The sequence below is a fragment of the Ruegeria sp. AK4 genome, assembly GCF_056541025.1.
Window position 1 is genome coordinate 385,328 of record NZ_JBQFXS010000002.1, and the last position, 26,500, is coordinate 411,827.

The following is a 26,500-nucleotide window of genomic DNA, read 5'->3' on the forward strand; positions in this document are numbered from 1 at the left end:
CCCGCATGGCCCATCCTGCCGACACCGATCCGCGCCGGGGCGTAACGCTCTGGCGCAAGCTGTTCTACGCCATGGCCATGGCATCGGTTGTGGTCATGCTGGCGATGATGCTGCTGACTGCCGCAGACGTGGTGGCGCGATATGTGTTCAACAGCCCGATCAAGGGCGCCTTTGAACTGACCGAAATCGGGCTTGCCCTGCTGGTGTTTCTGGCGATGCCGCTGACCACGGTGTCGAACGAACATGTGACGGTGGATCTTATGAAGCTTCCCTCGCGCGGGATACTGTCCAAAGCTTTGCTCATACTCTCAGTCGTCATTGTCGCGGGCGCCTTTGCCATGATGGCGTGGGAGGTGTGGGAACACGCCATGAAACTGCAAAAACGCGGTTCGGTAACCAACTCGCTCTCAATCCCGTTGTATCTGGTCGCCATTGTCGTCGCTGCCGCTTGCGCAATTTCCGGTCTCGCTGCGGGGATTGGCTTGGTCAAAGGTTCCAAGGAATGATCGCTTCGTTGCTCGGCATTGCCGTATTGTTCGTGCTGGTCCTGGCCCGGGTGCCGATCGCCTTTGCCATGATCGGGGTCGGCACCGTCGGCTTTGCGTTGCTGCGCAGCTGGAAGGCCAGTTTCACGCTGCTGGGCAACACGACATTCGACACGGTGCTGTCCTTCACCCTGTCGGTCATCCCGCTGTTCATTCTGATGGGGAACCTGCTGACCGCCTCGGGCGTTAGCCACTCGCTGTTTGCCGCGGCACAGCGCCTGTTGCGCAGGCTGCCGGGCGGGCTGGCGATGGCCACTGTCGTGGCCTGTGGCGGGTTCAGCGCGGTGTGCGGCTCATCCCTTGCGACCGCTGCGACCATGTCGCGGGTTGCCATGCCATCGATGCGCAAGGTCGGATATGCAGACAGCCTTGCGACAGGATCCATCGCAGCCGGTGGGACGCTGGGCATTCTGATCCCCCCATCGGTTATCCTGATCATCTACGGCATCATCACCGAGGCGGACATTGCCAAACTTTTCCTGGCCGGATTGCTGCCGGGTTTGCTGGGCGTACTCCTGTACATCGCCGCCGTCTATGCCGCAGTCAAAGTCAAACCCGATCTTGCGCCAGCCGGTTCCGACGATCACCCGTTGACTGCACGCGAACTCGGCGGCGTCAGCGCGGTTGTGGGGCTGTTCAGCCTGATCATGATCGGCATCTACGGGGGGTTCTTCACCCCGTCCGAGGCCGCCGCAGTCGGGGCGTTCCTGTCGCTTATCATTGCGGTATTCATGGGCGGCATCGGCATCCGTGACCTTTTCCGGGTCGGCATCGACACGGTTCGTCCAACCGCCATGATCTTTGCCATTGTCATCGGGGCCGAGGTCTTTTCGAACTTCATCAGCTTTGCCGGTCTTCCGGACGCCATCCTGTCCTTTGTTCAGTCTCTGGATGTCAACGCGTTTGTGGTCATGTTTGTGCTGGTGCTGATCTACATCGTGCTGGGCGCGGTGCTCGAGAGCCTGTCGATGATCCTGCTGACCGTGCCGATCTTCTTTCCGATGATCATGTCCCTGGATTTCGGCGACGGCATTCTGTCGAACCCCGAGGCGGTCGCGATCTGGTTCGGCATCATCGTTGTAGTGGTGACGGAGATCAGCCTGATTTCCCCGCCGATCGGGCTGAACGTTTTCGTGCTGCGCACGATTCTGCCCGATATCCCGATCCGGACGATGTTTGCAGGCATCTTTCCTTTTTGGGTGGCCGACATTCTGCGCCTTGCGCTGCTGATTGCCCTGCCATCCATTGCCCTGACTCTGGCGCTCTAGGCAGAACATGCGCCCTGCCCCGGCTTACCGCTTGGGCGGGGTCAGCCATTGTGCCGACATGCCGAAATTCGAGTTCTTCAGCTCCTGTTTGGCGATGGCCTGCAGATGCACCTCGTCCGGCCCATCCGCATAGCGTAACGCGCGCGCCCAGGTGTAGCTGTCGGCCAGCGGTGTGTCCGGCGTCATACCCATTGCTCCGAATACCTGCATCGCCCGGTCGGTGACGGCGGCGTGCACGTTGGGCGCGACGACCTTGATCAGTGAGATTTCGCGGAACGCCGCCTTCGCACCCACCTGGTCGATCTTCCACGCAGCTTTCAGCGTCAGCAGGCGGGCCTGTTCGATCTCGAGCCGCGATTTTGCAATCCACTCGCGGATGACACCCTGTTCCGAGAGTTTCTTGCCAAATGCCACCCGCTCTTGCGCGCGTTCGACCATCAGCGAAAGCGCCATTTCCGCAGCACCAATCGAGCGCATGCAGTGGTGAATGCGCCCCGGCCCAAGCCGTGCCTGTGCCAGCGCAAAACCGCTGCCCTCTTCGCCCAGCAGGTTCGCGGCGGGCACACGCACGTCTTTGAACACCAGTTCTGCGTGGCCTTCGGGGTCGTGCATATTCAGGATCGTCGGATTGCGCACAATCTCGAAACCCGGCGTATCCTTCGGCACGATGACCATGCTTTGCTGCTTGTGCCGGTCAGCGCCGGGATCGGTCTTGCCCATGACGATGAAGAGTTTGGTGTTCGGATGGCAGGCATTGGTGATGAACCATTTGCGGCCGTTCAGCACGTATTCCCCCCCCTCGCGGCGGATCGAGGTTGTGATATTTGTCGCGTCAGAACTGGCCACATCCGGTTCGGTCATGGCAAAGGCGGACCGGATTTCGCCGTTCAGCAGCGGCACCAGCCAGTCCCTGCGCTGTTCCGGCGTGGCGAACATGTGCAAAAGCTCCATGTTGCCGGTGTCGGGCGCGCTGCAGTTGAACACCTCCGAGGACCAGCTGACCTGCCCCATAATCTCGGCCAAAGGCGCGTATTCCAGATTGCTCAGCCGCGTGCCGGGCTCATCGTCGCGCAGACCGGGCAGGAACAGGTTCCACAGCCCTTCGGCCCGCGCCAGCGCCTTGAGGTCTTCCATGAACGGAACCGGGAAATTGCCCGCCTCCATTTCCTCTTTATGGTCGCGGATGCGCGGATAAATATGCGCCTCCATGAAGCTTTTGAGCTGCGTGCGGAGTTCTTCGGCGCGGGGTGACAGGGCAAAATCCATGGTGATCCTTTTCAGATGGTGACGGCCTTTGCGGTCCCCTCGCGCGCATGTGGCGCAAAAAGACACTCAGAGCATTCTCAATTGAAAGGCCGCCCGCAAGGGGCAGGCTGCGTAACCCCGCGTCAAAGGGTTCAGGTCACGCGATTGACTGCCCGGTATTTGGGATCATCCCACAGCCGGTTGTCCAGTACATCGGCCAGAATATCAACGGCGGCCACCACATCGTCTTCGTCCAGATACAGCGGCGTGAAGCCGAACCGCATGATGTTGGGCGCGCGGAAGTCGCCGATGACGCCCCGATCGATCAGCGCCTGCATTGCGGCATAGCCTTGATCGAAGGCGAACGAAACCTGACTGCCCCGGATCGCCGCGTCGCGCGGACTGGCCAGCATCAGTTGCGGGCAGCGTGCCTCGACCTCGGCGATGAAGCGCTCAGACAGGGTCACCGAGGCCGCCCGGACCTCGGCCATGGAAACGCCATCCCAGACCTTCAGCGCCTCTTCCAACGCACCCATCTGGAGGACCGGAGGGGTGCCGACGCGCATACGTTCGATATCGGACGCAGGCCGATAGTTCAGTTCAAAGGCAAAGGGAGAGACGTGGCCCATCCATCCCGCCAGCGCGGGCTGCGTGTCGCCAATCAGGTCGGGGCGCACGTAGATAAAGGCCGGGGCACCCGGACCGCCATTGAGGTATTTGTAAGTACAGCCAACCGCGAACTCACAGTTCGAACCCGTCAGATCAACCTCAATCGCGCCGGCGCTATGGGCCAGATCCCAGATCATGACCGCCCCCGCCGCATGCGCCCGCCGGGTGATGTCACCCATGTCATGCATGCGCCCGGTGCGGTAATCGACCTCGGTCAGCATCACCGCCGCCACCTTGTCATCAATGGCCTCGGCCACCGCCTCGGGGTCGACGGTCTTTAGCTCAATGCCTGCGTTCTTAAGCGCAATCAGCCCCTCAGCCATGTACAGATCGGTCGGGAAGTTGCCGTTGTCCGACAGGATGACCTTCCGATCCGGGCGCATCACCAGCGCAGCCGACAAAGCCTGAAAAACCTTGATGGACAGGGTATCGCCCATCACAACCGAGCCGTCAGGCGCGCCGATCAGGCGGGCGATCCGGTTACCGACGCGGGCGGGCTGTTCCATCCAGCCGCAGCTGTTCCACCCACGGATCAGTTCGCCGCCCCATTGGCGCGTGACCACATCCTGCACTGCGGGTGCCACGGATTTCGGCAATGGTCCCAGCGAGTTGCCATCCAGATAGATGACCCCTTCGGGGATATCGAACAGGTCTTTTCTGGGCAGCGCCATCCTACAATCCCCCGCGCAGGTTCCACAGTTCCGGGAACAGTTCCACATCCAGCATCTTGCGCAGATAGCTGACGCCGCTGGTGCCGCCCGTCCCGCGTTTGAAGCCGATCACCCGTTCCACGGTCGTCACGTGGTTGAACCGCCAGCGGCGGAAATAATCCTCAAGGTCCACCAGCTTTTCGGCCAGTTGATACAGCACCCAATGCGTGTCCGGTTCCCGGTAAATCCGGGTCCATGCGGCGATGACCGCATCGTCGGGCTGATGCGGCGCGCGCAGGCGATAGACTGCAGGATCAAAGGTGGTGCCAAACTCTGCCTCGAGCATGCGCAGGGCGATGTGGTAGATTGAGGGCTGGGCCAACTCGTCCTCCAGCATCCGGTGCAGGTCAGGGCTGTGTTCATGCACCTTCATCATCGCGGTGTTCCGGTTGCCCAGAACATACTCGATCAGCCGGTATTGATGGGACTGAAACCCCGACGAGGCCCCAAGCGCCTCGCGGAACTTGGTGTAATCGCTTGGGGTCATGGTGCGCAGCACGTCCCAGGCATTGTTGAGCTGTTCGAATATCCGCGACACCCGGCTGAGCATCTTGAACACCTGATCCGCGCGGCCTTCGATCATCAGCGCGCGGGCGGCCTGCAGCTCGTGCAAAACCAGACGCATCCACAACTCGGACGTCTGGTGCTGGATGATGAACAGCATCTCGTCATGGGCGTCGGACAACGGATGCTGCGCCGACAGGATGGCGTCCAGCGATAGGTAATCGCCATAGCTCATGTCCTTAGCAAAGGACATTTTCGCGCCATCCTGTGATGGGTCGTAAGCGTCGCCGTTGCTCATCTCACACCTCTTGCGGTGATGCGAGCCGTCACATGAAGGCCTGCAGCCCGGTCTGTGCCCGCCCAAGGATCAGCGCGTGGATGTCATGGGTGCCCTCATAGGTGTTCACCGCCTCAAGGTTCATGACATGGCGGATGACGCCGTATTCATCGCTGATGCCGTTGCCGCCATGCATGTCACGGGCTTCGCGGGCAATCGCGATGGCTTTGCCGCAATTGTTGCGCTTCATCAGGCTGATCAGTTCGGCAGGTGCGCTGTGCGATTCAAACAGACGCCCCAGTTGCAGCGCCCCCAACAGGCCCAACGAGATTTCGGTCTGCATATCCGCCAGCTTTTTCTGGATCAGCTGCGTCGCGGCCAGAGGTTTGCCGAACTGCTTGCGGTCCATCGTATAGCTGCGCGCCGCATGCCAGCAGGCCTCGGCCGCGCCCATGGCCCCCCATGCAATGCCATAACGCGCCCGGTTCAGGCAGCCAAACGGCCCGGACAGGCCCGACACGTTCGGCAGCAGGTTTTCTTCGGGCACAAAAACCTCATCCATCTGAATCATGCCGGTGATCGAGGCCCGCAGCGAGAACTTGCCTTCAATCTTCGGTGCGCTCAGGCCCTTCTTGCCTTTTTCAAGGATAAACCCCTTGATCTTGCCGTCATGCGCATCTGACTTGGCCCAGATGATAAACACATCGGCAATCGGCGAGTTTGTGATCCAGTTCTTGGCACCAGAGACCAGATAGCCGCCATCGACCTTCGTGGCGCGCGTCAGCATGCCGCCGGGGTCCGAGCCGTGATCCGGTTCGGTCAGGCCAAAGCACCCAACCGCCTCACCCGAGGCCAGTTTCGGCAGGAATTTCTGCCGCTGCTCCTCGGTGCCATAGGCGAAGATCGGGTGCATCACCAGGCTGGATTGCACGGACATGGCCGAGCGATAGCCGGAATCGACACGCTCAACCTCGCGCGCGACAAGGCCGTAGGACACGTAACCTGCGCCGACGCCGCCATATTCTTCAGGGATGGTCGAGCCCAGCAGGCCCAGCTCACCCATTTCGGTCATGATCTCGCGGTCGAAGTTTTCGTCACGGTTCGCCATGATGACGCGGCTGGCCAGCTTGTCCTGACAATAGGCGTGGGCTGTATCCCTGATCATGCGCTCTTCTTCGGTCAGCTGTTGCTCGATCAGGAAAGGGTCTTCCCACGTCATGCGGGGCATTTTGGCGCGCGCGGATTCTGGCGTGGCGGCGTGGCGGTCTTCGGGTTGTGTCAGCATATCGTACCCTCCCATACTGGCCTCCTTACTATCGTTGTGCTTTTGGGATTGCCACCAGAAGAGTGGCTGTTTGCAAAATACTGCAGACAGGTTTCAGTTGGCTGTCCTGAATACTCCGAAGCCCACGCCGATAAGCGATGGTCCTCACCGACTAAAGGCTCTTGAGAATCTGATTGGCGGTAAACGCCGTCTGGTAGAAGCGAGACATGATCGGCGCGGACCGCACCGTGGTTAGTTGCGTCATGGGCAGCGGTAGATCGCCCGGGTCCATCCCCGCAATCAGGTCGGCCATGCAGGCCCCGAAAATCGTGCCGGTCGTGATGCCGCGCCCATTGTATCCGATGGCCGTCAGCAGGTTCGGGGCCAGTTGATAGATGCGGGGCAGATGGTCTGGCGTCATGGCGATCCGGCCATGCCACGCCTCTTCGAATGCCACCGGCCCGAGGTCGGGGAAAAGCCGCGCCAGTTGCTTTCTGGCCCAGCGATGCGACAGGCCGCGCCCGACCGAACCCACCAGCGATCCCATCGAGCCGATGACCAGCCGGTCGGACGCATCGCGGCGAAGGCTGAACATGATCTGCGCCGTCGACCAAAGGCCCTGCCGACCGGGCAGGATGTGCGACAACTCGGCCTTCAGCGGCTGCGTTGCCAACTGGAAGAAATGGATATTGGTGAAAACGCGGTTCAGGTCGGGCCAAAGCGCGTCGGTATAAGCGTTTGTCCCCAGAACGACGTATTTTGCCCGAACAATTCCCTGATCCGTTTCGACGATCCACATATCCCCGTCGCGGCGCAGCCTGGTGGCCCGAACGCCCGTGCTGATACCGGCACCCGCCGCCTGCGCGGCACGGGCTAGACCCCGGCAATAGCCCATCGGATTGATGGTGCCTGCGCGATGGTCCAGAAGACCACCGTGAAACAAATTTGTCCCGGTTTTCCGGGCCATCTCCTCGGGCGACAGCAATTCGACTGGCTCACCCAGACGCACCCATTCGGCATGGCGGGCTTCCAGATCCCTCAGACCGGACTGTGCATGGGCGGCATGAATTGTGCCGGTCCGCGTCACCTCGCAACGTATCTGGTGTTTTTCGATCAGATCGAAAACCAGACCGGGCCCATCGCCGAAGCATTTGATGAACCTCGGCCCGTAGATATCACCCAGCTTTTTGCGAACGGCTGCTGGCGGGTGCCAGACCCCGGCGTTGACCAGCCCGACATTGCGCCCCGAGCCGCCAAACCCGATACGCTGCGCCTCAAGCACATGGGCCCCCAGCCCACGTTCCGCGCAATGCAGGGCCGCAGACAGGCCCGTGTAACCGCCGCCGACAATGGCGACATCAGTTCTCACATCGCCCGCCATAGGGTTCCGGACATCTTGTTCCTTGGCCGAGATGTCCCAAACAGAGATCGGGCTATGTGGTTTCATTGGCTGGTCCGCCTCTTATGCCAAAAGCGCCGCCGCGCCTGCATGGGCGCAGGTTGCAACGGGTCTTTGGGTGGGTCAATATTCGAAAAACGTACTGGAAACGGAAGGTTGGAATGGCTGCTCTGAAAAAATCCGCCGCGCAGATGGTGCAAGACGCCCGAGACCGCATTGAAGAGATCGAAACCACCGATCTGATCGCTATGGCCGGCGACCCGAACGTGGTGATTGTCGATATCCGCGACGTGCGCGAGCGTCAGCGCACCGGTTTCATTCCCGGCAGCTTCCACGCGCCGCGCGGCATGATCGAGTTCTGGGTCGATCCCGAAAGCCCCTATCACAAGGACATCTTCGCGCAGGAGGGTAAGAAATACGTCTTTCACTGCGCCTCGGGCTGGCGTTCCGCAATCACCGTCGCCACCCTGCAGGATATGGGGTTCGAGGCGGCGCATCTCAAAGAAGGGTTCGGCTCATGGGAAAAATCGGGCGGGCTGGTCGAGCATGTCGCTGACGCAGACTGATCTGGTAAGGCGACAGGCTTGCCCACTGATTTAAATCCTCAGAGCCCCGGGCTCTTTTCTTTGTTTTTGATACCCCGCAAGGTACAGTTGCGCCGACCAGTCAAAAGGACTTTGCCATGACGATCCCACCTGTTGATATGGCTGTGAAACCCGAAGTCACCGGGTTCTTTGACGAGATCTCCAATACAATCAGCTACGTGGTGCGCGACCCGTCCGGCACGGCCTGCGCAATCATCGACCCGGTGATGGAGTTCGACCCGGCCGCCGGGCGCCTGACCTTTGACTCGGCGGATCAGATCATCGCATTTATCCGCTCTCAGGGCCTGACGCTGGAATGGATCATCGAGACCCATGTCCATGCCGACCATCTGTCGGCGGCCCCCTATATCCAGCAGGAGCTTGGCGGTAAAATCGGCATCGGCGAGCACGTGCTGACGGTGCAGGACACGTTCGGAAAGATCTTCAACGAAGGCACCGAATTCCAGCGGGACGGATCGCAGTTCGAGGCTCTTTTTGCCGACGGCGATACCTACGCAATCGGGTCTCTGCCGTGTTTCGCCCTGCACACGCCGGGCCATACGCCGGCCTGCATGGTCCACGTGATGGGTGATGCGGCCTTTGCAGGCGACACGCTGTTCATGCCCGATGGCGGCTCGGCCCGCGCGGATTTTCCGGGCGGGGATGCGGGGCAGCTCTACGATTCAATTCAGCGTGTGCTGTCCCTGCCCGACGAGATGCGGCTGTTCATCTGCCACGATTACGGCCCCGGTGGCCGGGCCATCGCATGGGAGACGACGATCGGAGAGCAAAAGATCAGGAACATTCACGTCGGCGGTGGGAAAACCCGCGAAGAGTTCATCAAATTCCGGACCGAACGGGATGCTCAGCTTGACGTTCCCAAGTTGATCCTGCCGTCTTTGCAGGTGAACATGCGCGGCGGCGAGGTGCCGACGGATGAAGACGGGAACATGATGCTCAAGACACCGGTCAACAAGCTCTGACCCGCAAAAAGGCCGGGCCGATTTCCCGGCCCGGCGGCATCAAGCCAGATCAGAACTTCCAGCGCGCGCCCAGAACGACGGTCGACAGGTCGTCGAAATTGTCCGATGAATCATCATAGGCATAGTCCTGATACGAGAAATAGGCCTCCATATTCAGGCTGTCGATCTTCTGCACGACACCGATCCCCCAGACATCCGAATCCGAGCCGTCGGCGTTAAAATCGGACCCGTCCCAATAGTGCAGACCAATCCCGGTTTTGCCGAAAGAGAACCAGTTATCTTCATAAGCGATCTTGGCGTAGAAATAGCTGGGGTCGGCCGCGGTGCTGCTGTCCACGTCCCGTTCACCTGCGGCGATCGTGAAACTGAAGCGCTCGTTCACAAGGATCGACGCTGAACCGACAACGTCCTCGCGCCGCGCGCTCTGGCTGCCGCCGGGACCGCTGTTGCCGCTGCTGCGGACCAAATAGCCCAGCCCCGCCGCAACCTCGATATTGCTGGTCACTTTGTTGCGGTAGTAGATCGCGACGTCATAGTAATCGCGGTCATCGTCGAAATCTTCCTCGAGCACATTCTGACCGTAAGAGGCGCTGAAGGTGAACCCGTTGAACGGTGGGGTGTCATAGCGGACACGCGTGCGGCGCGCGCCGTCAAAACTGTCGGTTGTACCGCTCACGGTCGGACCGGTCAGAAAACCGGCGTCATCGCGGAACAGGAACGAGGCGTTGGAATCGGCGGTGAAGGAATACAGAACCAGACCGACCAGCGACAGGTCCTGTTCGGCAATGCCGTCCCCGGACATGCTGCCCTGCCCGGCCGAGAATTTGCCCCAGTCACCTTCAAGCGAGAAATCCACATGGCGGATATCCTCTCGCGTCCAGCCGCTGAAATCGTTGCCGTTCTGGTCTGTTTCCGTCGAGTTGGGCAGGCCAAGGGCGGTTTCGAACCGGAACCGGAACGTGTTGTTGCCATAAGGTTGCATAAGCCGCAGGCCAACCCGGCTGTTGGAGGCGTCAAAATCCCTGACGTTGGTTTCTGTTTCCTGACCATCATCGACCGAGATGATGGCCGGGTTCAGTTGCCCTTCAAGAATGACTGACCCGCCGGAATTATTTTTGTATTCCAACTCGGCAGCCACTGGTGAAGAAAGCGCCGATACCATCAGCGCCGCTGATGATGTTTTTATGGTTCTGAATTTCATCTTTACGACCCTCTTGTTTCTTCAAACCGCCAAAATCCGGGCCGGGCTATGTGTCCGCAGACAAACCTGTAATGGGTCCGGTGCAGCGTGTTTTGCGTTCCGATTTATTCGGTGGGCGTTTCCCCTCCTTTCGTGTCGAAATACCTGTTTCAGAATCAATGGTTAAATTAACAAACTCGCATATGAAGAGTACCGCATATTATTGCCCGGGCAGCAACTCGTTTTGATGAAGGTCGGACGACATTTCGGCACAGTCGCGCAATGGACGGCGTTTGGGATTCAACAACGCCAGATTAGGGCGAAACTTGAACCGATGCGCGATTCGCGTGCAAGCCGCCGTTTAACGGTCGATCCTGCGCCCAAGCTGCCAGACAGTTTCCAGATCGCCCGAAGGTCCGATATGCACCATATGCGCATGACATCCTTGGGACAGCCGCCCGGCCAGATCGTTCCGGATCAACGCAGCAGGAAGGCGACCGGCCATTTCCAGCGCTTCGGAAATCGGCATTCCGGTCACGTCGGACAGATTGCGGACGGCATTCAGCAGTTCCAGATGCGCCCCTGCCAACGTGCCGTCGGCCAGTGTCAGCCTGTTGTGGTTTCTCAGGATTTCACGGCCATTCAACTCGAAGCTGGTAATGTCCGAACCTGCGGTCGCCATCGCGTCGCTAACAAGAAATACGAACCCCGGCCCCTGTTTTGCCCTCACCGCGTTGCGCATGGTGGCCGGGTGGACATGGATTTTATCGGCGATCAGCCCGGCGGACAGACCGCCAAGGGCCAAGGCCGCCCCGACGGTGCCGGGTTCGCGATTGCCCATCTGACTTTGGGCGTTGAACAGGTGCGTCACGCAGCTTGCACCGGCTTCGACCGCAGCCACGCAATCCGCGTAGGACGCATCGGTATGACCCAGCGACACCAGTATCCCCGCCCGTACCATCGCACTGATTTGTGCGGTCGAGACGCTTTCGGGGGCTACGGTGACCTTGAGCACCGGCAGGCGCGCTGCCGCCTCAAGAAGCCTGTCCAGATCGGACTGTTCCATCGGGCGAATAAGGGCCGCGTCATGGGCACCCCTGCGGGATTTGGCAAGGTGCGGTCCCTCAAGATGCAGGCCGAGAATACCCGGAACGCCGACCTCGACGGCTTCGATAGCTGCGGATATGGCCTGTTTGGTCACCTCCGGCGTGTCGGTGATCAGAGTGGGCAGAATGGAAGTTGCCCCGATCCCTGCATGGGCCTCGGCCATGCGCAGTAACGTGGACACATCCGGCTGATTGTTGAACATGACGCCGCCGCCGCCATTGACCTGCAGATCGACGAAGCCCGGTGCCAGCAGGCCACCAGCCAGTTCAGTCCGCGCAACCGTCGGGCCGACATCCACCTCAGGGACCACCGCTTCAATCCGGCCCTGCCGGTGCAACAGCGCATGATCCCGAACCACCTGCCCCGGCGTCAAAATATCCGCCCCGGTGATGGCCTGAAGCGCGCCGGTCATACCGTTTCCGTGACCTTGTTCAGATGGCGCGGCGTGTCGGGATCAATGCCGCGAGAGGCCGCAAAAGCCTCGACCATGGAATAGAACGACACGATCAGGCTGAGCGCATCGGTCAGCGGATGCAGCGTGCGCACATGGTCGATCCGCGTGGCCCGCTGCACCTTGTCGGTGGTTGCAAACACATGGGCCCCCTTGGCGCCTATGGCATCAGACACCTGCGACAGCGCCGCTTCCGCCGCGTCGGCAGCCGCGAAGCTGAGCACCGGGAAGCCTTCCTCGACAATCGAGACCGGGCCATGCAGCACCTCGGCAGACGAATAGCTTTCCGCATGCAACTGGCAGGTTTCCTTGAACTTCAGCGCCGCCTCGTTCGAAACCGCCAAGGCCTGCCCGCGCCCCAGCGTGAACAGCGACGGCCGCGCCCCGATTGCGTCGCGAACCTCGGGCCAGTCTATGCGCGCCGCACTTTCCAGATGCTGCGGCAAGGCGAGGATTGCGGATAAAAGGGCGGCGTCCCCGCTCCATTCCGCCAGCATCCAAAGACCTGCCACCGCCGAACTGACAAACGTCTTTGTCGCCGCAACGCTCAGTTCGGGACCCGCCTGAATGTCGATGGGATGCGCGCCGGCCGAGGCGAGCGGAGAACCGGCGTCGTTTGTCAAAGCGACGGTCAAGGCCCCGTCCCGTCCGGCATTGCGCGCCATCGCAAGGATATCTGGGCTTTGGCCGGACTGCGACACCGCCAGGCAAAGGCTGTTTTGCAGCTTCAAGGGCGCATCATAAATCGACGCGACCGACGGGCCGACCGAGGCTACGGGCACGCCCAGAAGGATCTCGGACGCATATTTCAGATAGGTACACACGTGATCCGACGAGCCGCGCGCAACGGTGGTAATGAAGGTCGGATCAAGGTCGCGCGCGACAGCGGCGACAGTGTATACATCCTTTTGGCCCCGGCTCAGAAGCCGCTCGATGGCCAGTGGTATTTCGTCAATTTCCCGGCGCATCCGGGTGGTTTGCTGTGGCATAGAATGTCCTAGCTGTTGGCCAAGCGCAGTTCTGCGACAAAGTCATACGCATCACCGCGATAGATTGAGCGGGTGAATTCCACGACCCGCCGGTTGGACAGGTACGAGGTGCGCACGATGCGCAGCCCCGCCGCGCCGGGCTGAACGCCCAGAAGGTCGGCATCCTCGCTTTCCAGATTGATCGCCGAAATACGCTGCAGAGCCCGGACAGGCCGGTTCCCGCTGCGCTCCAGCACTTCGTACAGCGAAGATTCCACCTGTTGCGGTTTCGGCAGTATGTCGATGGGCAGCGAGGCCCGTTCAATCGCCATCGGCCTGTCATTCGCACGGCGCAGGCGTGAAATGCGCGCAACGGCTTCCCCGGACGACAGGGCCAGCGCGATCACCTCTTCGGGTGAGGGCGTATGAATGCCCCGATCCAGCCATTCGCTGGAAGAGTCCAGACCGCGCCGCGACATATCCTCGGTAAACGAGGTCAGCCGTGACAGCGACTGTTCTACCTTCGGCGTTCCGTCCGCGACGAAACTGCCCGAACCCTGCCGCTGAATGATAATGCCCCGATCGACCAGATCCTGCATCGCGCGGCGCACCGTTACCCGCGACAAGCCGGTCAGGCTGGCGATTTCCCGTTCCGCAGGCAGTGGCGCGCTTTCGCCCAGCAGTCCCAGTTCGATGCTCTTTTCGATCCGCTTGCGCAGACGCACATATCTGGGACCGGTCGCATCATGCATCCAGCCATTGTCGCCCAGGAAGTTTTCGATGGTGTCCAAAGTCATGCTGCCCCGACCTTTGCCCGTTCGGCCAATCGCCGCGCCAGTTTCAGCGCCCCGTCGATGGCCGTGCCTTGTGGTTCTGTCAGCGCCTGTTGCATCCCGTCCGGCAAATAGCTTGCGTAATGCGGTGCGACGCCACCCACTGCACAAATCGGCTCTGCCTCAGACCAGCCAAGCGCGTGCAACCCGCCGATGATGTAATCGGCGCCCTTTTGCATCAGTGTATCGGCGACCTGGTCGCCCTGCTTGGCCGCAGCGATGATCTGCGGGGCGAGGTCGGCAATATCGGCTGGCCGGGAAGCGCCCGAAAACGCCACGATCTTCATCGGGTAGTCATTGAAACGGGCGCTGATGTCCCGTGTCAGTGGGCTGGGTTGCTCAATCCCGTCGGCAGCAAGAAGAACATGTCGCAGAAGCAGCGTGCCCAGCCAGTTGCCCGAGGCCTCATCCCCGATCAACGGGCCATAGCCGCCGATAAACTGAATGCGTTCGCTTGTTTGCCGCGCCAGAAACGACCCCGTTCCGATGCCGATAAGACAGCCATCCCGATCCCCTAGAGCGCCCACAACGGCGGATCGGCTGTCATCCTCGACCTGCACGATCCGGGACGGCAGGTGCCGCGCGACCTCGGATGCGGTTTCCGCATCAGTGACACCGGCAAGGCCCGCGTAGATCGGAATACCAGCCAGTGCATCCTGCGACAGGCCCGCTTCGCTCATCAATGCCTCGAGGCCCGCGTTCAATGTGCTCAGCGCGGTCTCACGGTCCGAGAACACATTGGCACTGCCAAGGCTGACCGCCGTCCGGCCTGCGGGTGTTTCCAAAGCAAACCGGCAGCGGGTGCCGCCGCCATCAATAGCGATGAGATATGGGAGAGACTCGGCCATATAGATACCTTTACAATACCTTTAGTCCGAAAAAAAGACCTTTGCGCACTATACACGACTATTTCTGTGTTTTTTTGAGCCGAAACGAGAGAAATCAAACAAAAGGTAGACAAAAGGTATTGTATAGGTATTAGATAGGACACCAAAGGGGAATCAAATGCTGCCGCAAACCGAAATGCTGCGTGACGGGGCCGAAGGCCTGGACCTGCGTCCTGACGCCGACATTCTCGCGCGCTTGCTGACTGCGCAGAAAGAGGCATTGGCGGGCCTGGATGCCTGTCTGGCCGACCTGTCGCAGGGAGCCGGGATTCTGACCGCAACGGTAAAAAACAACGGTCGCATCTACTATGCGGCGGCCGGGTCGTCGGGCCTGATGGGGCTTGCGGACGGGGCCGAACTGCCCGGCACCTACGGCCTGTCCCCGGACTCCATCGCGATCTGCATGGCCGGTGGCGTGCCCTCGGGTGCCGCCATGCCCGGCCACACCGAGGACGATGCCGAAGCGGCTGAGGCGGCCACGGCCATGGTCAAACCCGGCGATGCGGTGATCGCCATATCGGCCAGTGGCTCGACCCCCTACCCGCTTCAATTCGCGCGCAAAGCCCGGGCGGCGGGGGCCAAGACCATCTGCATCGCCAATAACGAAAAGGCGCCGCTGTTCGACCACGCCGACTGCGCGATTTTTTTGAATACGCCGCCCGAGATCATTGCCGGTTCAACCCGATTGGGGGCCGCTACCGCGCAAAAGGTCGCCTTGAACATGATGTCCACGCTGATGGGTATCCGGCTGGGGCATGTGCATGACGGGATGATGGTCAATGTCATCGCCGACAACCACAAACTGCGCCACCGCGCCGAAAGCATCATAACGAAAATTACCGGAGTGTCCGAAGCCGAGGCCGGTTCGGCGCTGGACGAGACTGCGGGTGATCTGAAGCAGGCCATTTTGCTGGCGTCGGGAGCCTTTGACACCAAGCAGGCAGAGCAATTGCTCAAACAATCCGACGGGCATCTGCGCCCCGCGCTTCAGGAACTTCAAGAAAATTCAGTTCAATAAGGAGGAAAACCATGAAAAAGACGTCGCTCAGCGCAATTTTGCTGGCCTCATCGGCTTTGGCCACGACCGCCTATGCGGAAACGGAACTGCTCATCGAAAGCTGGCGCAACGATGACCTTGCCCTGTGGCAGGAAAAGATCATCCCGGCGTTCGAGGCGCAGCACCCGGATATCAAGCTCAAGTTTTCGCCGCTGGCTCCGACCGAGTATGATGCCGCCCTGAATGCGAAGCTCGAGGCCGGGTCCGCAGGCGATATCATCACCTGCCGCCCGTTCGACCGCTCACTGGGCCTCTATGATGGCGGGCACCTGTCCGACCTGTCCGATATGCCCGCGATGAGCAATTTCTCGGATGTGGCAAAGGCCGCGTGGCAGACCGACGACGGTTCTGCCACATTCTGCGTTCCGATGGCGTCGGTGATCCACGGCTTTATCTACAACAAAGACGCATTCAACGAGCTTGACATCGAAGTGCCGACGACCGAGGCCGAGTTCTTTGCGGCATTGGACAAGATCAAAGAGGACGGCAGCTATATCCCGATGGCGATGGGCACCAACGACCAGTGGGAAGCGGCCACGATGGGCTATAACAACATCGGCCCGAACTACTGGAAGGGCGAAGAAGGCCGTCTGGGCCTGATCGATGGGTCGCAGAAACTGACGGATGAGCAGTGGGTTGCGCCCTATGAAACGCTGGCCAAGTGGAAAGATTATCTTGGCGACGGGTATGAGGCGCAGACCTATCCGGACAGCCAGAACCTGTTCACGCTGGGCCGGGCCGCGATCTACCCTGCGGGAAGCTGGGAAATCTCGGGCTTCAACACGCAGGCCGATTTTGAGATGGGCGCCTTCAAACCGCCGGTCCGGAATGCGGGCGACACCTGCTATATCTCGGATCACACCGATATTGGGATCGGCATGAACGCGGCCAGCGAGAACGCAGAAGCTGCGCGCACCTTCCTGGCCTGGGTGGCCTCGCCCGAATTTGCGAAAATCTTCGGCAACGCGCTGCCGGGCTTCTTCCCGCTTTCGAATGAGCCTGTCGAACTGGAAGACGCGCTGGCCAAGGAATTCGTAAGCTGGCGCGGCGAGTGCGAGACCACCATCCGCTCGACCTACCAGATCCTGTCGCGGGGCGAGCCCAATCTGGAACTGGAAACCTGGAACGCCTCAGCCAATGTCGTCAAAGGCACGGAAAGCCCGGAAGACGCCGGGAAACGCCTGCAGGATGGCCTGGCGGGTTGGTACGCGCCACATCAGTAAGCCACTCACCCCACCAACGGTTCCGGCCTGACGGGCCGGAACCAACCTGAACTTTCGAGGCATGTTATGGGCACCAGCCGGATCAAATGGCACATCGTGGTCTTTCTTGCGCCTGCTGTGCTTGTCTACTCGGCCGTCATGGTCTTTCCGCTGTTCAACACACTGCGGCTGGCGCTGTATACCGAGGTGGATCAGGCGCGCGTTTTTGTCGGGCTCGAGAATTTCCGCACCCTGTTCGGCGATCCGCTGTGGTCCGATGCGTTCTGGAACGCTCTGGGCAACAACTTCTGGTTCTTCTTCATCCATATGTTGGTCCAGAATCCAATCGGCATCGCACTGGCCGCCATGCTCAGCAACCCGCGCCTGCGGTTTGCCGCCTTCTATCGCTCGGCGATCTTCATCCCGACGATCCTGTCCTTCGTCATTGTCGGCTTTGCGTGGAAACTGATCCTGTCGCCGATCTGGGGCATTGCGCCCGATCTGCTGGCCTCGGTCGGGCTCAAATCGCTCTATTCGCCCTGGTTGGGGAAAGAGGAATACGCCCTGACCACGCTGGCGCTGGTCTCGGTCTGGCAGTTCGTGGGCATCCCGATGATGCTGATCTACGCCGCCCTTCTGTCCATCCCCGAAGAGATTCTGGAGGCCGCCGAGGTCGAAGGCATCACCGGCATGGCCGCCTTCTGGAAAATCAAACTGCCGCTGATCCTGCCGTCGATCGGCATCATCTCGATCCTGACATTCGTGGGCAATTTCAACGCGTTCGATCTGATCTATGCCGCGCAAGGCGCGCTGGCGGGGCCGGATTACTCGACCGATATCCTTGGAACGTTCATGTACCGCACCTTCTTTGGCTTCCAATTGCAACTGGGCGATCCGCATATGGGGTCTGCCATCGCAACGGGCATGTTCTTCATCATCCTGACCGGGGTTTGCCTGTATCTGTTCCTGATCCAGACCCGCATCCGCCGGTATCAGTTCTGAGAGGGCGCGAGACATGAACAAAGCCCGCAGAAACCCGTTCAACCTCGCCGCAATGCATGGCGCGCTGATCCTGTACACGCTGATCGCGCTGTTCCCGGTCTTTGTGATCCTGATCAACAGCTTCAAGACCCGCAAGGCGATCTTCCGCGAGCCGCTGGCCCTGCCGGATGCCGAGACATTCTCGATGATCGGCTACCAGACGGTGATGAAACAGGGTGATTTCTTCCTGTATTTCCAGAACTCGATGATCGTCACCGTGGCGTCGCTGTTCTTCATCCTGCTGTTCGGTTCGATGGCGGCCTTTGCGCTCAGCGAGTACCGGTTCAAGGGCAACACGCTGATGGGGCTCTATCTGGCTTTGGGCATCATGATCCCGATCCGTATCGGCACCGTGGCCATTCTTGAGATGATGGTGGCGACCGGGCTGGTCAACACGCTGATGGCGCTGATCCTCGTCTATACGGCGCAGGGCCTGCCGCTGGCGGTGTTCATCCTGTCGGAATTCATGCGGCAGGTCAGCGACGACCTGAAGAACGCGGGCCGCATCGATGGGTTGAGCGAATACACGATCTTCTTCCGTCTTGTCCTGCCGCTGGTCCGTCCGGCGATGGCAACGGTGGCGGTGTTCAACATGATTCCAATCTGGAACGACCTGTGGTTCCCGCTGATCCTTGCCCCGGCGGAAGAGACCAAGACCCTGACGCTGGGCAGCCAGGTCTTCATCGGCCAGTTCGTGACCGACTGGAACGCCGTTCTATCGGCGCTGAGCATGGCGATCCTGCCTGTCATGATCCTCTATGTCATCTTCTCGCGGCAACTGATCCGCGGCATCACTTCGGGGGCGGTCAAATGATCCGGGTTCTTGTCGCAGGTCTGGGCAATATGGGGCTGAGCCATGCGCTGGCGCATCACCACCACCCGGATGCAGAAATCGTGGGGCTGGTGAACCGGTCGGGCGCGGTCGATCACCCCGATCTGCAAACCTATCCGGTTTTCACCGATTTCCACGCGGCTTTGGCCGAAACCACGCCCGATCTGGCGGTCATCGCCACCTATTCCGACAGCCACGCGGATTACGCCTGCGCCGCGATGGAGACTGGGGCGCATGTGTTCGTCGAAAAACCGCTGGCAACCACCGTCGAGGATGCGCGCCGCGTGGTCGCCAAGGCGGTCGAGACCAACCGCAAGCTGGTCGTTGGCTATATCCTGCGGCACCACCCCTCGTGGATACGCCTGATCTCGGAAGCGCGCGATCTGGGCGGACCTTATGTCTTTCGCCTGAACCTGAACCAACAATCCACCGGCCCAACATGGGAGACGCATAAGGCACTGATGCAAACAACCTCGCCCATTGTCGATTGCGGGGTGCATTACGTGGACGTGATGTGCCAGATTACTGACGCGCTGCCCGTCCGCGTCAACGGCATGGGCCTACGCCTGTCCGACGAAATCGCCCCCGACATGTACAATTACGGCCAGTTTCAGGTTGTCTTCGAAGACGGCTCGGTCGGTTGGTACGAGGCCGGCTGGGGACCCATGATGTCGGAAACCGCGTTTTTCGTGAAAGACATCGTCTCGCCCAACGGGGCCGTGTCGATCACCGAAGGCAACAAGGGCGAGTCGGATGATGTGGACGGCCACACCAAGGTCGGCGGCATTCTGGTGCACAAGCCCGATGGCGACACCCTGATCGAGATGGCGGGTGAGCCGGGCCACCAGCAGCTTTGTGACGCCGAACAGGCCTATATGCTAAAAGCCATTGCCGAAGATGTCGACCTGACCCGCCATATGAACGATGCTGTGCAATCCCTGCACATCTGTCTTGCTGCCGATCACAGCATCCGGACCGGCCAGCCGGTCGACCTGAAGGAGACGTAACGTGACCGCCCTGACCCTCTCCAACGTTTGTAAATCCTTCGGGGACGTCGACGTGCTGAAGAACATCGACCTGACCGTCGAGGAAAACGAGTTCGTGGTGTTCGTCGGCCCCTCGGGCTGTGGCAAATCCACCCTGTTGCGGGTGATTGCGGGGCTTGAGGATGCAACCTCGGGCACCGTGGAAATCGATGGACAGCAGGTGAACACCGTCCCGCCCGCCAAGCGTGGCATTGCCATGGTGTTTCAATCCTATGCGCTTTATCCGCACCTGACGGTTCGGGGCAACATGGCGCTGGGTCTGAAACAGGCGGGCCATGCCAAGGACGAAATCTCGCGCCGCATCACCGAGGCCAGCCGGATGCTGTCGCTGGAGGAATATCTGGAGCGCCGCCCCGCCGAACTGTCCGGTGGTCAGCGCCAGCGCGTTGCCATCGGCCGGGCCATAGTGCGCAACCCAAAGCTGTTCCTGTTCGACGAGCCGCTGTCCAATCTCGACGCCGCCCTGCGCCTGAATACGCGGGTCGAGATTGCCAACCTGCATCGCCAGATCAGCGCCAGCATGATCTACGTAACCCATGACCAGACCGAGGCCATGACGCTTGCCGACAAGATCGTGGTTCTGCGCAATGGCCGGATCGAGCAGGTCGGCACCCCGATGGAATTGTACAACAACCCCGCAAACCGGTTTGTGGCCGAATTCATCGGCTCTCCGGCAATGAATTTCGTTCCGGCCGAGATGATTGGCGGCAATACCGGCACCGTCTTCGGCATCCGCCCGGAATACGCCAGATTGGGCGACGCCGGGCCCTTGTCGGGGACTGTCGTGCATGTGGAAAATCTTGGGGCGGACACCAATGTTCTGGTCAATATCGGCACGGACAAACCCTTCACGATACGGGCCTTCGGCCAGCACCGCGTGTCGCCCGGGGCCGAGGTCGGCATCAGCTTCGAGCAAACCGATATGCTGGCCTTCGACGGCGACGGCCAAAGGCTCTGACTACCGGGGAAGTCGATTGGACGGGCAACTGCATCAGACGTATAGGAGTGGTCCAGACCACCCGTTCGCGGAAGGACCTGCCCCATGAAGGCCGTGCTGTACGAAAAGTTTCAGGAAGCCCCTAAAGTGGTCTCGGTCGACGATCCCACGCCCGAACCCCATGGCGTTGTCCTCAAGGTGGAAGCGACCGGTGTGTGCCGCAGCGATTGGCATGGATGGATGGGGCATGACAGCGACATAGACCTGCCGCATGTCCCCGGCCACGAACTCGCCGGTGTTGTCGAGGCCATTGGCAAGGACGTGAACAACTGGAGCGTCGGCGATCGGGTGACCGTGCCCTTCGTGTGCGGTTGCGGGTCCTGTGCCGAATGCCACGCAGGCCATCATCAGGTTTGTCTTCGGCAGCAACAGCCAGGATTCTCCCATTGGGGCAGCTTTGCCGAATATGTCGCCATCCATCAGGCCGATCTGAATCTGGTGGCCCTGCCGGACAGGATGGATTTTGCCACTGCCGCCAGTCTGGGCTGCCGGTTTGCCACCGCGTTCCGGGCGGTGGTGGATCAGGGCAAAGTCTCTGCCGGTCAATGGGTTGCTGTGCATGGCTGCGGCGGCGTGGGCCTGTCGGCGGTGATGATCGCCAGTGCCGCCGGGGCTAATGTGATCGGGATCGACCTCGACCCCGCCAAGTTGAATCTGGCCCGCGAGCTTGGCGCAGTCGCAACTGTTTCCGGGGCCGAGGCAAATGTTCCCGAAGCGATCCGCGAGATTACCAAGGGCGGTGCGCATGTGTCGCTGGACGCTCTGGGGCATCCCGTGACCATGACCAACTCGATACTTGGCCTGCGCCCCCGAGGCAAGCATGTTCAGGTCGGCCTGATGCTGGGCGATCACGCTGCGCCCGCAGTCCCAATGCCCAAGATCGTCGGGCAAGAGATCGAATTGCTCGGCTCGCATGGGATGCAGGCGCATCGTTATGGCACAATGCTGGATATGGTGGAAAGCGGCAAACTTGACCCCGCCCGCCTTGTCGGGGATCGGATCAGCCTTGACGAAGCACCGAAGGCACTGATGGAAATGGACAAATTCCGCTCAATTGGCGCAACCGTGATCACAAGTTTCTAGGCTTGCGGCCCGAAAGCCGGTCACGCCCGCGGGGCATTTGCCCACCAATGCAGAACCTCTCGGGGATTCTAAATTCGTCACGTCTGAACGCCAACGCCGATTGTCATCAAACATTACCTTGCGTTACCTTGTTCGCATGACCCTGACCCGCCCCACCGGCCTGCAGGCCGGTGTTCTGAGCATCTTCTTGCTGTGCCTGACATTCTGGGCGACGCAGGCCCACGCCTCGGGCCGGGTGGCGTTGCTTATTGGCAATTCCGACTATGCGTCCCCGGACATGGCCCTGCGCAACCCGGTGAACGATGTCACCGCGCTGAGCAGCGCGTTGCAAGATCTGGGTTTTGCCGTAACGGAAGCCACCGACCAGAATGCAGACGCGATGCAGCAAGCGCTGGATCAATTCGGCGCAGCGGCTGAAGGTGCCGAAATGGCGGTGTTCTTCTATGCCGGGCACGGGGTTCAGATTGGCGGCGAAAACCATCTGATCGGCACCGATTTTGCAGGCAGCAATCTGCAGGCGCTCAGGCGCAGTTCGCTGACGCTGGACCGGGTGCGGGATGTGATCACCAAAGCGGGTCCCAAGGTGGGCATCCTGCTGCTGGACGCCTGCCGGAACAATCCGTTCTCGGACCGGGGCATGGTCGAACAGGGCCTTGTCAGAATGCGCGGCGGAGCCGGGCTGCTGATCGCCTATGCCACCGATCCCGGCAACGTGGCCTATGACGGAATTGGCGACAACAGCGTATTTACCTCTGGCCTGCTGGACCATATCGCAACGCCCGATCTGGATGTCCGGCTAATGTTGGGGCGGGTGCGCCAGCAGGTGGTTCTGGAAACCGACGGGCTTCAGATACCCTGGGTCGAGGAATCAGTGCTGGATGAACACAGTTTCGCGCCGGGTCTACCGGGTGAGACCGCCGACGACGAAACCGCAGCCGATCTGGCGCATTGGCGCGGCATAGCCTCCAGTGCGGATGCGTCTGATTTTGAAACCTACCTGCGGGCTTACCCCAACGGGTTGTTTGCCGCTTTCGCCCATGATCGCATCGACGGTCTGAAGGTCGGATCGCCCGGATCGCTGGCCCCGGTCAACGCCTCACTGGCCGAGGCCAACCCAGAGCAGCTTGCGACTGCGCTGGTGGCTCTGGGGCACCTCAATGACGGACAGACACGCGATCTGGGTCCGGCTTTGGACAGTTATCGCCGTCGCCTGCCCGCGCAGGAGGTCGCCTCGGCCGAACGTCTGTTTGAAGACGCGGCGCAGGTTTCGGTCTTTCTGGCCGCGACCACTTTGCAGCGATTGCGCACCGACATCGTGGCCCTGCGCAGCGTCGAGCGCACATTGGGGATCGCCGAGGATGCACTGGCGCAGATCGAAGAGATTGCCCGAACCAACGCTGACGCCCTGCCCGTTCTGCAACAGGCTCGGAACGATGTTTACGATATCTACCGGTCACGCGGCATCATCCTGCGGCGTCTGGACCAGAGCCGCAGTTACTATGACGAAGTGCTGAATCGCTCTGTCATCTTTTTCCCTCCCGACATTGACACGTCGATTATCAGCGCGGCCTCGGGCTCGCGCGACCTGACCTATGCCGATGCGCAGCTGAACAACGACGCCGCCCTGTTTCTGCGGCATGTTGCGCAGGCGGAAGACAGCAAAAAAGGAAGTTACCAATGGCTGGCCGATCTCATACCTCCCGACTAAGCGCGGCATTCATCGCGGTGTCCCTGACCCTTACGGCCTGTGGCGGAGGTAGCGATGAGCCGACAGCCGCGCCCGAGACGACCCCCGGCGGGTCGTCGCAGGCCGAGGCCGATCTGGCCAAACAGGCCGCCGCCATGCAGAAGACCATCCTGCAAGGGGCGGTTGCAGGCGGAGTAACCGGCGGCGCGATCGGGTTTGGACTGGGCGGCAGCGACGATGTCGGCACCGGGATATCCCTGGGCCTAGGGGCCGGGGCGCTGGCGGGAACCTATGTGGCCTATGTTCAGCGGAACTATGCGGGGCGCGAATCCCGTCTGCGGCAGATCAAGAAGGATCTGGACAGCAACGCCAGCGAAATGCAGACGACGCTGAACGTTATGAATCAGGTCCTTGCGGCGCAAAAGGCCGAACTTGACGCGCTGAACGCCGGTGTTGCCGCCGGAACCGTGGACGCGGCCCAGTTGCAACAGGAACTTGCCGAGGCCAACGGCAATCTGACCCAGATGGAGCTTGCCATCGATGGCGCAACCAAGCGGCAGGCCGAGTTCACCGAGGCGCGCAACCTGACCATATCCCGTGGTCAGACGGCATCGCCCATCGACGGCGATCTGGCTGCGCTGTCAAATCAGATCACGCAGATGCGCGGGATCGCCGGCGATCTGGCCTCATCGCTGTGAACGGGGGCCACATGATCCGTTTTGCCGTCTTCCCCTGCCTTCTGCTGACCGCCTGTCAAACCACCACCGACCCGGCAGAGGGCGGCTTCTTCTCCGGGGTCTCGGGCATTGCCACCGGCGCCTATGACGACCGCATCCAAGCCGCCGAAGGCGATGTTGCCGCCGCGCAGGCGCGAAACGATACCCTTGCGGCGCAGATCCGGTCCTCGGAATCGGAACTGGCCCAGCTGAAGCTGAAAATCCTGCAGCAGCGTGACGCCATTGGTGGCGGCGATGCGGCCACCGCATCCCGCATCGACAGGGTTCTGAATGACTCACCCCAAGGGGACACGCCCGATGCAAAGCTGGCCGCCCTGCAGCGCAGCATTTCCGAGGCCCGCGCGCTGAGCGCTGATCTTGCGAAACTGTCCGGTTAAGGCGTTTTGCGGTTTAGCTGAGGCAGTTCCATCGAAATGCGCGTTTGACCTAAGGGATAGGCAGCGTATTTCGATTCAAATCAAACGCAAAACGCTCTGGCCTAGCCCTGACACCCGCCCAAAGCCCAGCGGCGCATGTTGACCTTTAGCCCGCCGCCATAGGGGTGTTGCTTTGCAACATTTCCAGCGGCTGGCCGTTTGACATAGGTCTGGGCCTGATCGCACAGGGTTTCCGCTGTCCACTGATGGCAGTTGGAACATTGCTGGTCTTTCCAAAGCTCTTCTGGCAGCCCTTCCAGCGGTGGAAACTGCGGCGAGCCTGCCACCAGTTCCTTGATTGTCTGGCCGCGCACATAGGCGTTTCCAAAGCTCAGCGGCGTGTCCAGCGTCAGCGTCTCATCCACCGCGATGGCGCCATCGGTTTCCGCCTCGGGTATCTTGGCGGTGGGCTCGGCCTTTCGGGTCACGGTCTCTTCCCCGAGACGGAGCGCGGAAAGCCGTTCGACGGCTTCGTTCGAGAATGCCCCATCCGGGAAGCTGTGCAGATACACCTCGTAGGAATGGACCGTGTCGTCGGCCAGCGCCAGTTCATACATCAACCGGTCGGTTTCTGTCGCCTCAACCACCTGTTCCTGCTGCTCCGGCTGCGAAGCGCCGGATGGCGGAGCGGTTCCGAAGGATTCAGCCAGAACGGTCTGCAACAGGTCGCTTGCCTTGTCGGCGTGAATGCTGTCGGGATAGGCGCGCATGAACAGCATGATCTGCACCGGATCGCGGGTATTGACCGCTTCCTGCCACAGGTCTTCTTCGTTGCGGTGCTGCACGATCTTCGTTTCCGTCTCAATCGCGAAGGCAAAATCCTGTGTCAGCGACGACGTGTCCCAGGGCGTCTGCAGGCCGCGGGTTTCTTCCAGAACATCGACGCGCACTTTCTTGAACAATTGCTCGATCGCCATGCCCGGCGTTTCGATATGTTCCGCCAGGCTCAGCGTGAAGGGGCTGTTGCCCACCTCACCATCCAGGGCAACGCCGCCCGGATCGGTGGCATAGGCCAGAAACGTCCCCGTCGGGGCTTTCATTTCGGCCAGACCGTTGTCGTCCATTTCGGCAAGCTCTTCGAACGGATTGTTCCGGCAGGCATCCAGAATGACGATGTTGGTCTTGTTATGGGCCGAGGCCATCTGATGCAGCACCGACCGCGCCTCGACCGCCATCAGGTCCAGATCAGCCGGATCGTTCAGCGAAATATCCACCGGCAGAAGGTAGTTCGACCCAAAAGACTGCACACCGTGACCGGCATAATAAAACAGGCCCACCGCATCCTCGCCGCCCTTTCGCAGATCACGGCCGAATTGGGAAATGGCGCGTTTCATCTCGATCTGATTGCTGTCCGACAGATGCCGGACCTCGAACCCAAGGCCGGTCAGCTTTTCGGTGATCAGCTTCGCGTCGTTCGCCGGGTTGTCCAGCGCCGAAACGGATCCATAGGCCGAGTTCCCGATGACCAGTGCAATGCGCGGCTCGGCCACTGCCTGAGCGGTCCACAATATCAAGATCATCGCAATCA

The 26,500-nt window shown here is 60.7% G+C and carries 25 protein-coding genes; 14 read left to right on the top strand and 11 right to left on the bottom strand.

Features of this window, described 5'->3' with window-relative positions:
- The first annotated feature begins 5 nt into the window (after window positions 1-5).
- Together ACR0EZ_RS05675 and ACR0EZ_RS05680 are read left to right on the top strand one after the other, a co-directional pair.
- Window positions 6-506: a TRAP transporter small permease gene (locus ACR0EZ_RS05675; RefSeq protein ID WP_480611650.1), complete on the top strand. Its 501-nt coding sequence runs from the start codon at window positions 6-8 to the stop codon at window positions 504-506.
- On the top strand, window positions 503-1,813 hold the full coding sequence (locus ACR0EZ_RS05680) for a TRAP transporter large permease (RefSeq protein ID WP_480611651.1): 1,311 nt from the start codon (window positions 503-505) through the stop codon (window positions 1,811-1,813). The genes ACR0EZ_RS05675 and ACR0EZ_RS05680 overlap by 4 nt, the downstream gene beginning before the upstream one ends.
- 24 nt (window positions 1,814-1,837) lie before the next feature.
- Here ACR0EZ_RS05680 and ACR0EZ_RS05685 read toward each other — a convergent pair whose 3' ends face one another.
- The 5 genes from ACR0EZ_RS05685 to ACR0EZ_RS05705 form a co-directional block, all read right to left on the bottom strand.
- Window positions 1,838-3,079: an acyl-CoA dehydrogenase family protein gene (locus tag ACR0EZ_RS05685; protein WP_480611652.1), complete on the bottom strand. Its 1,242-nt coding sequence runs from the start codon at window positions 3,077-3,079 to the stop codon at window positions 1,838-1,840.
- Between the two features lie 131 nt (window positions 3,080-3,210).
- On the bottom strand, window positions 3,211-4,398 hold the full coding sequence (kynU, locus tag ACR0EZ_RS05690; RefSeq protein ID WP_480611653.1) for a kynureninase: 1,188 nt from the start codon (window positions 4,396-4,398) through the stop codon (window positions 3,211-3,213).
- Window position 4,399: 1 nt separating this feature from the next.
- The gene (gene kynA, locus ACR0EZ_RS05695) at window positions 4,400-5,239 is read right to left on the bottom strand and encodes a tryptophan 2,3-dioxygenase (RefSeq protein ID WP_480611654.1); all 840 of its coding nucleotides are present in this window, start codon (window positions 5,237-5,239) and stop codon (window positions 4,400-4,402) included.
- 28 nt (window positions 5,240-5,267) lie between these two features.
- Window positions 5,268-6,446 carry an acyl-CoA dehydrogenase gene (locus ACR0EZ_RS05700; protein ID WP_480611813.1) on the bottom strand — a complete coding sequence of 393 codons (1,179 nt, stop codon included), beginning with the start codon at window positions 6,444-6,446 and terminating at the stop codon, window positions 5,268-5,270.
- Between the two features lie 208 nt (window positions 6,447-6,654).
- Entirely contained in the window at window positions 6,655-7,929 is a 1,275-nt protein-coding gene (locus ACR0EZ_RS05705) for an NAD(P)/FAD-dependent oxidoreductase (protein WP_480611655.1), read from the bottom strand.
- A 113-nt stretch (window positions 7,930-8,042) separates the two neighbouring features.
- On the opposite strand from ACR0EZ_RS05705, the gene ACR0EZ_RS05710 reads away from it, so the two are divergent.
- Both ACR0EZ_RS05710 and ACR0EZ_RS05715 read left to right on the top strand, forming a co-directional pair.
- Window positions 8,043-8,447: a rhodanese-like domain-containing protein gene (locus ACR0EZ_RS05710; protein WP_480611656.1), complete on the top strand. Its 405-nt coding sequence runs from the start codon at window positions 8,043-8,045 to the stop codon at window positions 8,445-8,447.
- Window positions 8,448-8,563: 116 nt separating this feature from the next.
- Complete coding sequence (locus ACR0EZ_RS05715; RefSeq protein WP_480611657.1) at window positions 8,564-9,448, top strand: MBL fold metallo-hydrolase; 885 nt, start codon at window positions 8,564-8,566, stop codon at window positions 9,446-9,448.
- Window positions 9,449-9,497: 49 nt separating this feature from the next.
- Here ACR0EZ_RS05715 and ACR0EZ_RS05720 read toward each other — a convergent pair whose 3' ends face one another.
- The 5 genes from ACR0EZ_RS05720 to ACR0EZ_RS05740 all read right to left on the bottom strand — a co-directional run bounded on the left by ACR0EZ_RS05720 (window position 9,498) and on the right by ACR0EZ_RS05740 (window position 14,835).
- On the bottom strand, window positions 9,498-10,649 hold the full coding sequence (locus ACR0EZ_RS05720; protein WP_480611658.1) for a porin: 1,152 nt from the start codon (window positions 10,647-10,649) through the stop codon (window positions 9,498-9,500).
- Window positions 10,650-10,989: 340 nt separating this feature from the next.
- Window positions 10,990-12,147 carry an N-acetylglucosamine-6-phosphate deacetylase gene (gene nagA / locus ACR0EZ_RS05725; RefSeq protein WP_480611659.1) on the bottom strand — a complete coding sequence of 386 codons (1,158 nt, stop codon included), beginning with the start codon at window positions 12,145-12,147 and terminating at the stop codon, window positions 10,990-10,992.
- Entirely contained in the window at window positions 12,144-13,175 is a 1,032-nt protein-coding gene (locus tag ACR0EZ_RS05730) for an SIS domain-containing protein (RefSeq protein ID WP_480611660.1), read from the bottom strand. Before ACR0EZ_RS05730 ends, nagA begins: the two co-directional genes overlap by 4 nt.
- An 8-nt stretch (window positions 13,176-13,183) precedes the next feature.
- On the bottom strand, window positions 13,184-13,951 hold the full coding sequence (locus ACR0EZ_RS05735; RefSeq protein WP_480611661.1) for a GntR family transcriptional regulator: 768 nt from the start codon (window positions 13,949-13,951) through the stop codon (window positions 13,184-13,186).
- Window positions 13,948-14,835 (bottom strand): glucosamine kinase nucleotide-binding domain-containing protein, encoded by an 888-nt coding sequence (locus tag ACR0EZ_RS05740; protein ID WP_480611662.1) that lies wholly within the window; start codon window positions 14,833-14,835, stop codon window positions 13,948-13,950. The genes ACR0EZ_RS05735 and ACR0EZ_RS05740 overlap by 4 nt, the downstream gene beginning before the upstream one ends.
- A gap of 157 nt (window positions 14,836-14,992) precedes the next feature.
- On the opposite strand from ACR0EZ_RS05740, the gene ACR0EZ_RS05745 reads away from it, so the two are divergent.
- The 10 genes from ACR0EZ_RS05745 to ACR0EZ_RS05790 all read left to right on the top strand — a co-directional run bounded on the left by ACR0EZ_RS05745 (window position 14,993) and on the right by ACR0EZ_RS05790 (window position 24,933).
- Complete coding sequence (locus tag ACR0EZ_RS05745; protein WP_480611663.1) at window positions 14,993-15,892, top strand: N-acetylmuramic acid 6-phosphate etherase; 900 nt, start codon at window positions 14,993-14,995, stop codon at window positions 15,890-15,892.
- An 11-nt stretch (window positions 15,893-15,903) separates the two neighbouring features.
- On the top strand, window positions 15,904-17,154 hold the full coding sequence (locus tag ACR0EZ_RS05750) for an ABC transporter substrate-binding protein (RefSeq protein WP_480611664.1): 1,251 nt from the start codon (window positions 15,904-15,906) through the stop codon (window positions 17,152-17,154).
- A gap of 66 nt (window positions 17,155-17,220) precedes the next feature.
- Window positions 17,221-18,135: a carbohydrate ABC transporter permease gene (locus tag ACR0EZ_RS05755; protein ID WP_480611665.1), complete on the top strand. Its 915-nt coding sequence runs from the start codon at window positions 17,221-17,223 to the stop codon at window positions 18,133-18,135.
- A gap of 13 nt (window positions 18,136-18,148) precedes the next feature.
- Complete coding sequence (locus ACR0EZ_RS05760; RefSeq protein WP_480611666.1) at window positions 18,149-18,988, top strand: carbohydrate ABC transporter permease; 840 nt, start codon at window positions 18,149-18,151, stop codon at window positions 18,986-18,988.
- Window positions 18,985-20,013, top strand: a complete 1,029-nt coding sequence (locus ACR0EZ_RS05765) for a Gfo/Idh/MocA family protein (RefSeq protein WP_480611667.1) — start codon at window positions 18,985-18,987, stop codon at window positions 20,011-20,013. Before ACR0EZ_RS05760 ends, ACR0EZ_RS05765 begins: the two co-directional genes overlap by 4 nt.
- 1 nt (window position 20,014) lies before the next feature.
- Window positions 20,015-21,010 carry an ABC transporter ATP-binding protein gene (locus tag ACR0EZ_RS05770; RefSeq protein WP_480611668.1) on the top strand — a complete coding sequence of 332 codons (996 nt, stop codon included), beginning with the start codon at window positions 20,015-20,017 and terminating at the stop codon, window positions 21,008-21,010.
- A gap of 84 nt (window positions 21,011-21,094) precedes the next feature.
- A complete protein-coding gene (locus ACR0EZ_RS05775; RefSeq protein ID WP_480611669.1) occupies window positions 21,095-22,132 on the top strand; it encodes a zinc-dependent alcohol dehydrogenase family protein in 1,038 nt (345 codons plus the stop codon).
- 136 nt (window positions 22,133-22,268) lie between these two features.
- On the top strand, window positions 22,269-23,840 hold the full coding sequence (locus ACR0EZ_RS05780) for a caspase family protein (RefSeq protein ID WP_480611670.1): 1,572 nt from the start codon (window positions 22,269-22,271) through the stop codon (window positions 23,838-23,840).
- Window positions 23,810-24,517 carry a hypothetical protein gene (locus ACR0EZ_RS05785; protein ID WP_480611671.1) on the top strand — a complete coding sequence of 236 codons (708 nt, stop codon included), beginning with the start codon at window positions 23,810-23,812 and terminating at the stop codon, window positions 24,515-24,517. Before ACR0EZ_RS05780 ends, ACR0EZ_RS05785 begins: the two co-directional genes overlap by 31 nt.
- An 11-nt stretch (window positions 24,518-24,528) precedes the next feature.
- The gene (locus tag ACR0EZ_RS05790) at window positions 24,529-24,933 is read left to right on the top strand and encodes a hypothetical protein (RefSeq protein WP_480611672.1); all 405 of its coding nucleotides are present in this window, start codon (window positions 24,529-24,531) and stop codon (window positions 24,931-24,933) included.
- Window positions 24,934-25,034: 101 nt separating this feature from the next.
- Here the strand turns inward: ACR0EZ_RS05790 and ACR0EZ_RS05795 are convergent, their stop codons facing one another.
- Window positions 25,035-26,492 (bottom strand): caspase family protein, encoded by a 1,458-nt coding sequence (locus ACR0EZ_RS05795; protein WP_480611673.1) that lies wholly within the window; start codon window positions 26,490-26,492, stop codon window positions 25,035-25,037.
- Window positions 26,493-26,500: the final 8 nt, after the last annotated feature.

What these genes read in the sequence shown, in the direction of transcription:
- ACR0EZ_RS05675 (WP_480611650.1), top strand. Translation starts at nt 6, where the DNA reads ATGGCCCATCCTGCCGACACCGATCCGCGCCGGGGCGTAACGCTCTGG.
- ACR0EZ_RS05680 (WP_480611651.1), top strand. Translation starts at nt 503, where the DNA reads ATGATCGCTTCGTTGCTCGGCATTGCCGTATTGTTCGTGCTGGTCCTG.
- ACR0EZ_RS05685 (WP_480611652.1), bottom strand. Translation starts at nt 3,079, where the DNA reads ATGGATTTTGCCCTGTCACCCCGCGCCGAAGAACTCCGCACGCAGCTC.
- kynU (WP_480611653.1), bottom strand. Translation starts at nt 4,398, where the DNA reads ATGGCGCTGCCCAGAAAAGACCTGTTCGATATCCCCGAAGGGGTCATC.
- kynA (WP_480611654.1), bottom strand. Translation starts at nt 5,239, where the DNA reads ATGAGCAACGGCGACGCTTACGACCCATCACAGGATGGCGCGAAAATG.
- ACR0EZ_RS05700 (WP_480611813.1), bottom strand. Translation starts at nt 6,446, where the DNA reads ATGCCCCGCATGACGTGGGAAGACCCTTTCCTGATCGAGCAACAGCTG.
- ACR0EZ_RS05705 (WP_480611655.1), bottom strand. Translation starts at nt 7,929, where the DNA reads ATGAAACCACATAGCCCGATCTCTGTTTGGGACATCTCGGCCAAGGAA.
- ACR0EZ_RS05710 (WP_480611656.1), top strand. Translation starts at nt 8,043, where the DNA reads ATGGCTGCTCTGAAAAAATCCGCCGCGCAGATGGTGCAAGACGCCCGA.
- ACR0EZ_RS05715 (WP_480611657.1), top strand. Translation starts at nt 8,564, where the DNA reads ATGACGATCCCACCTGTTGATATGGCTGTGAAACCCGAAGTCACCGGG.
- ACR0EZ_RS05720 (WP_480611658.1), bottom strand. Translation starts at nt 10,649, where the DNA reads ATGAAATTCAGAACCATAAAAACATCATCAGCGGCGCTGATGGTATCG.
- nagA (WP_480611659.1), bottom strand. Translation starts at nt 12,147, where the DNA reads ATGACCGGCGCGCTTCAGGCCATCACCGGGGCGGATATTTTGACGCCG.
- ACR0EZ_RS05730 (WP_480611660.1), bottom strand. Translation starts at nt 13,175, where the DNA reads ATGCCACAGCAAACCACCCGGATGCGCCGGGAAATTGACGAAATACCA.
- ACR0EZ_RS05735 (WP_480611661.1), bottom strand. Translation starts at nt 13,951, where the DNA reads ATGACTTTGGACACCATCGAAAACTTCCTGGGCGACAATGGCTGGATG.
- ACR0EZ_RS05740 (WP_480611662.1), bottom strand. Translation starts at nt 14,835, where the DNA reads ATGGCCGAGTCTCTCCCATATCTCATCGCTATTGATGGCGGCGGCACC.
- ACR0EZ_RS05745 (WP_480611663.1), top strand. Translation starts at nt 14,993, where the DNA reads ATGCTGCCGCAAACCGAAATGCTGCGTGACGGGGCCGAAGGCCTGGAC.
- ACR0EZ_RS05750 (WP_480611664.1), top strand. Translation starts at nt 15,904, where the DNA reads ATGAAAAAGACGTCGCTCAGCGCAATTTTGCTGGCCTCATCGGCTTTG.
- ACR0EZ_RS05755 (WP_480611665.1), top strand. Translation starts at nt 17,221, where the DNA reads ATGGGCACCAGCCGGATCAAATGGCACATCGTGGTCTTTCTTGCGCCT.
- ACR0EZ_RS05760 (WP_480611666.1), top strand. Translation starts at nt 18,149, where the DNA reads ATGAACAAAGCCCGCAGAAACCCGTTCAACCTCGCCGCAATGCATGGC.
- ACR0EZ_RS05765 (WP_480611667.1), top strand. Translation starts at nt 18,985, where the DNA reads ATGATCCGGGTTCTTGTCGCAGGTCTGGGCAATATGGGGCTGAGCCAT.
- ACR0EZ_RS05775 (WP_480611669.1), top strand. Translation starts at nt 21,095, where the DNA reads ATGAAGGCCGTGCTGTACGAAAAGTTTCAGGAAGCCCCTAAAGTGGTC.
- ACR0EZ_RS05780 (WP_480611670.1), top strand. Translation starts at nt 22,269, where the DNA reads ATGACCCTGACCCGCCCCACCGGCCTGCAGGCCGGTGTTCTGAGCATC.
- ACR0EZ_RS05785 (WP_480611671.1), top strand. Translation starts at nt 23,810, where the DNA reads ATGGCTGGCCGATCTCATACCTCCCGACTAAGCGCGGCATTCATCGCG.
- ACR0EZ_RS05790 (WP_480611672.1), top strand. Translation starts at nt 24,529, where the DNA reads ATGATCCGTTTTGCCGTCTTCCCCTGCCTTCTGCTGACCGCCTGTCAA.
- ACR0EZ_RS05795 (WP_480611673.1), bottom strand. Translation starts at nt 26,492, where the DNA reads ATGATCTTGATATTGTGGACCGCTCAGGCAGTGGCCGAGCCGCGCATT.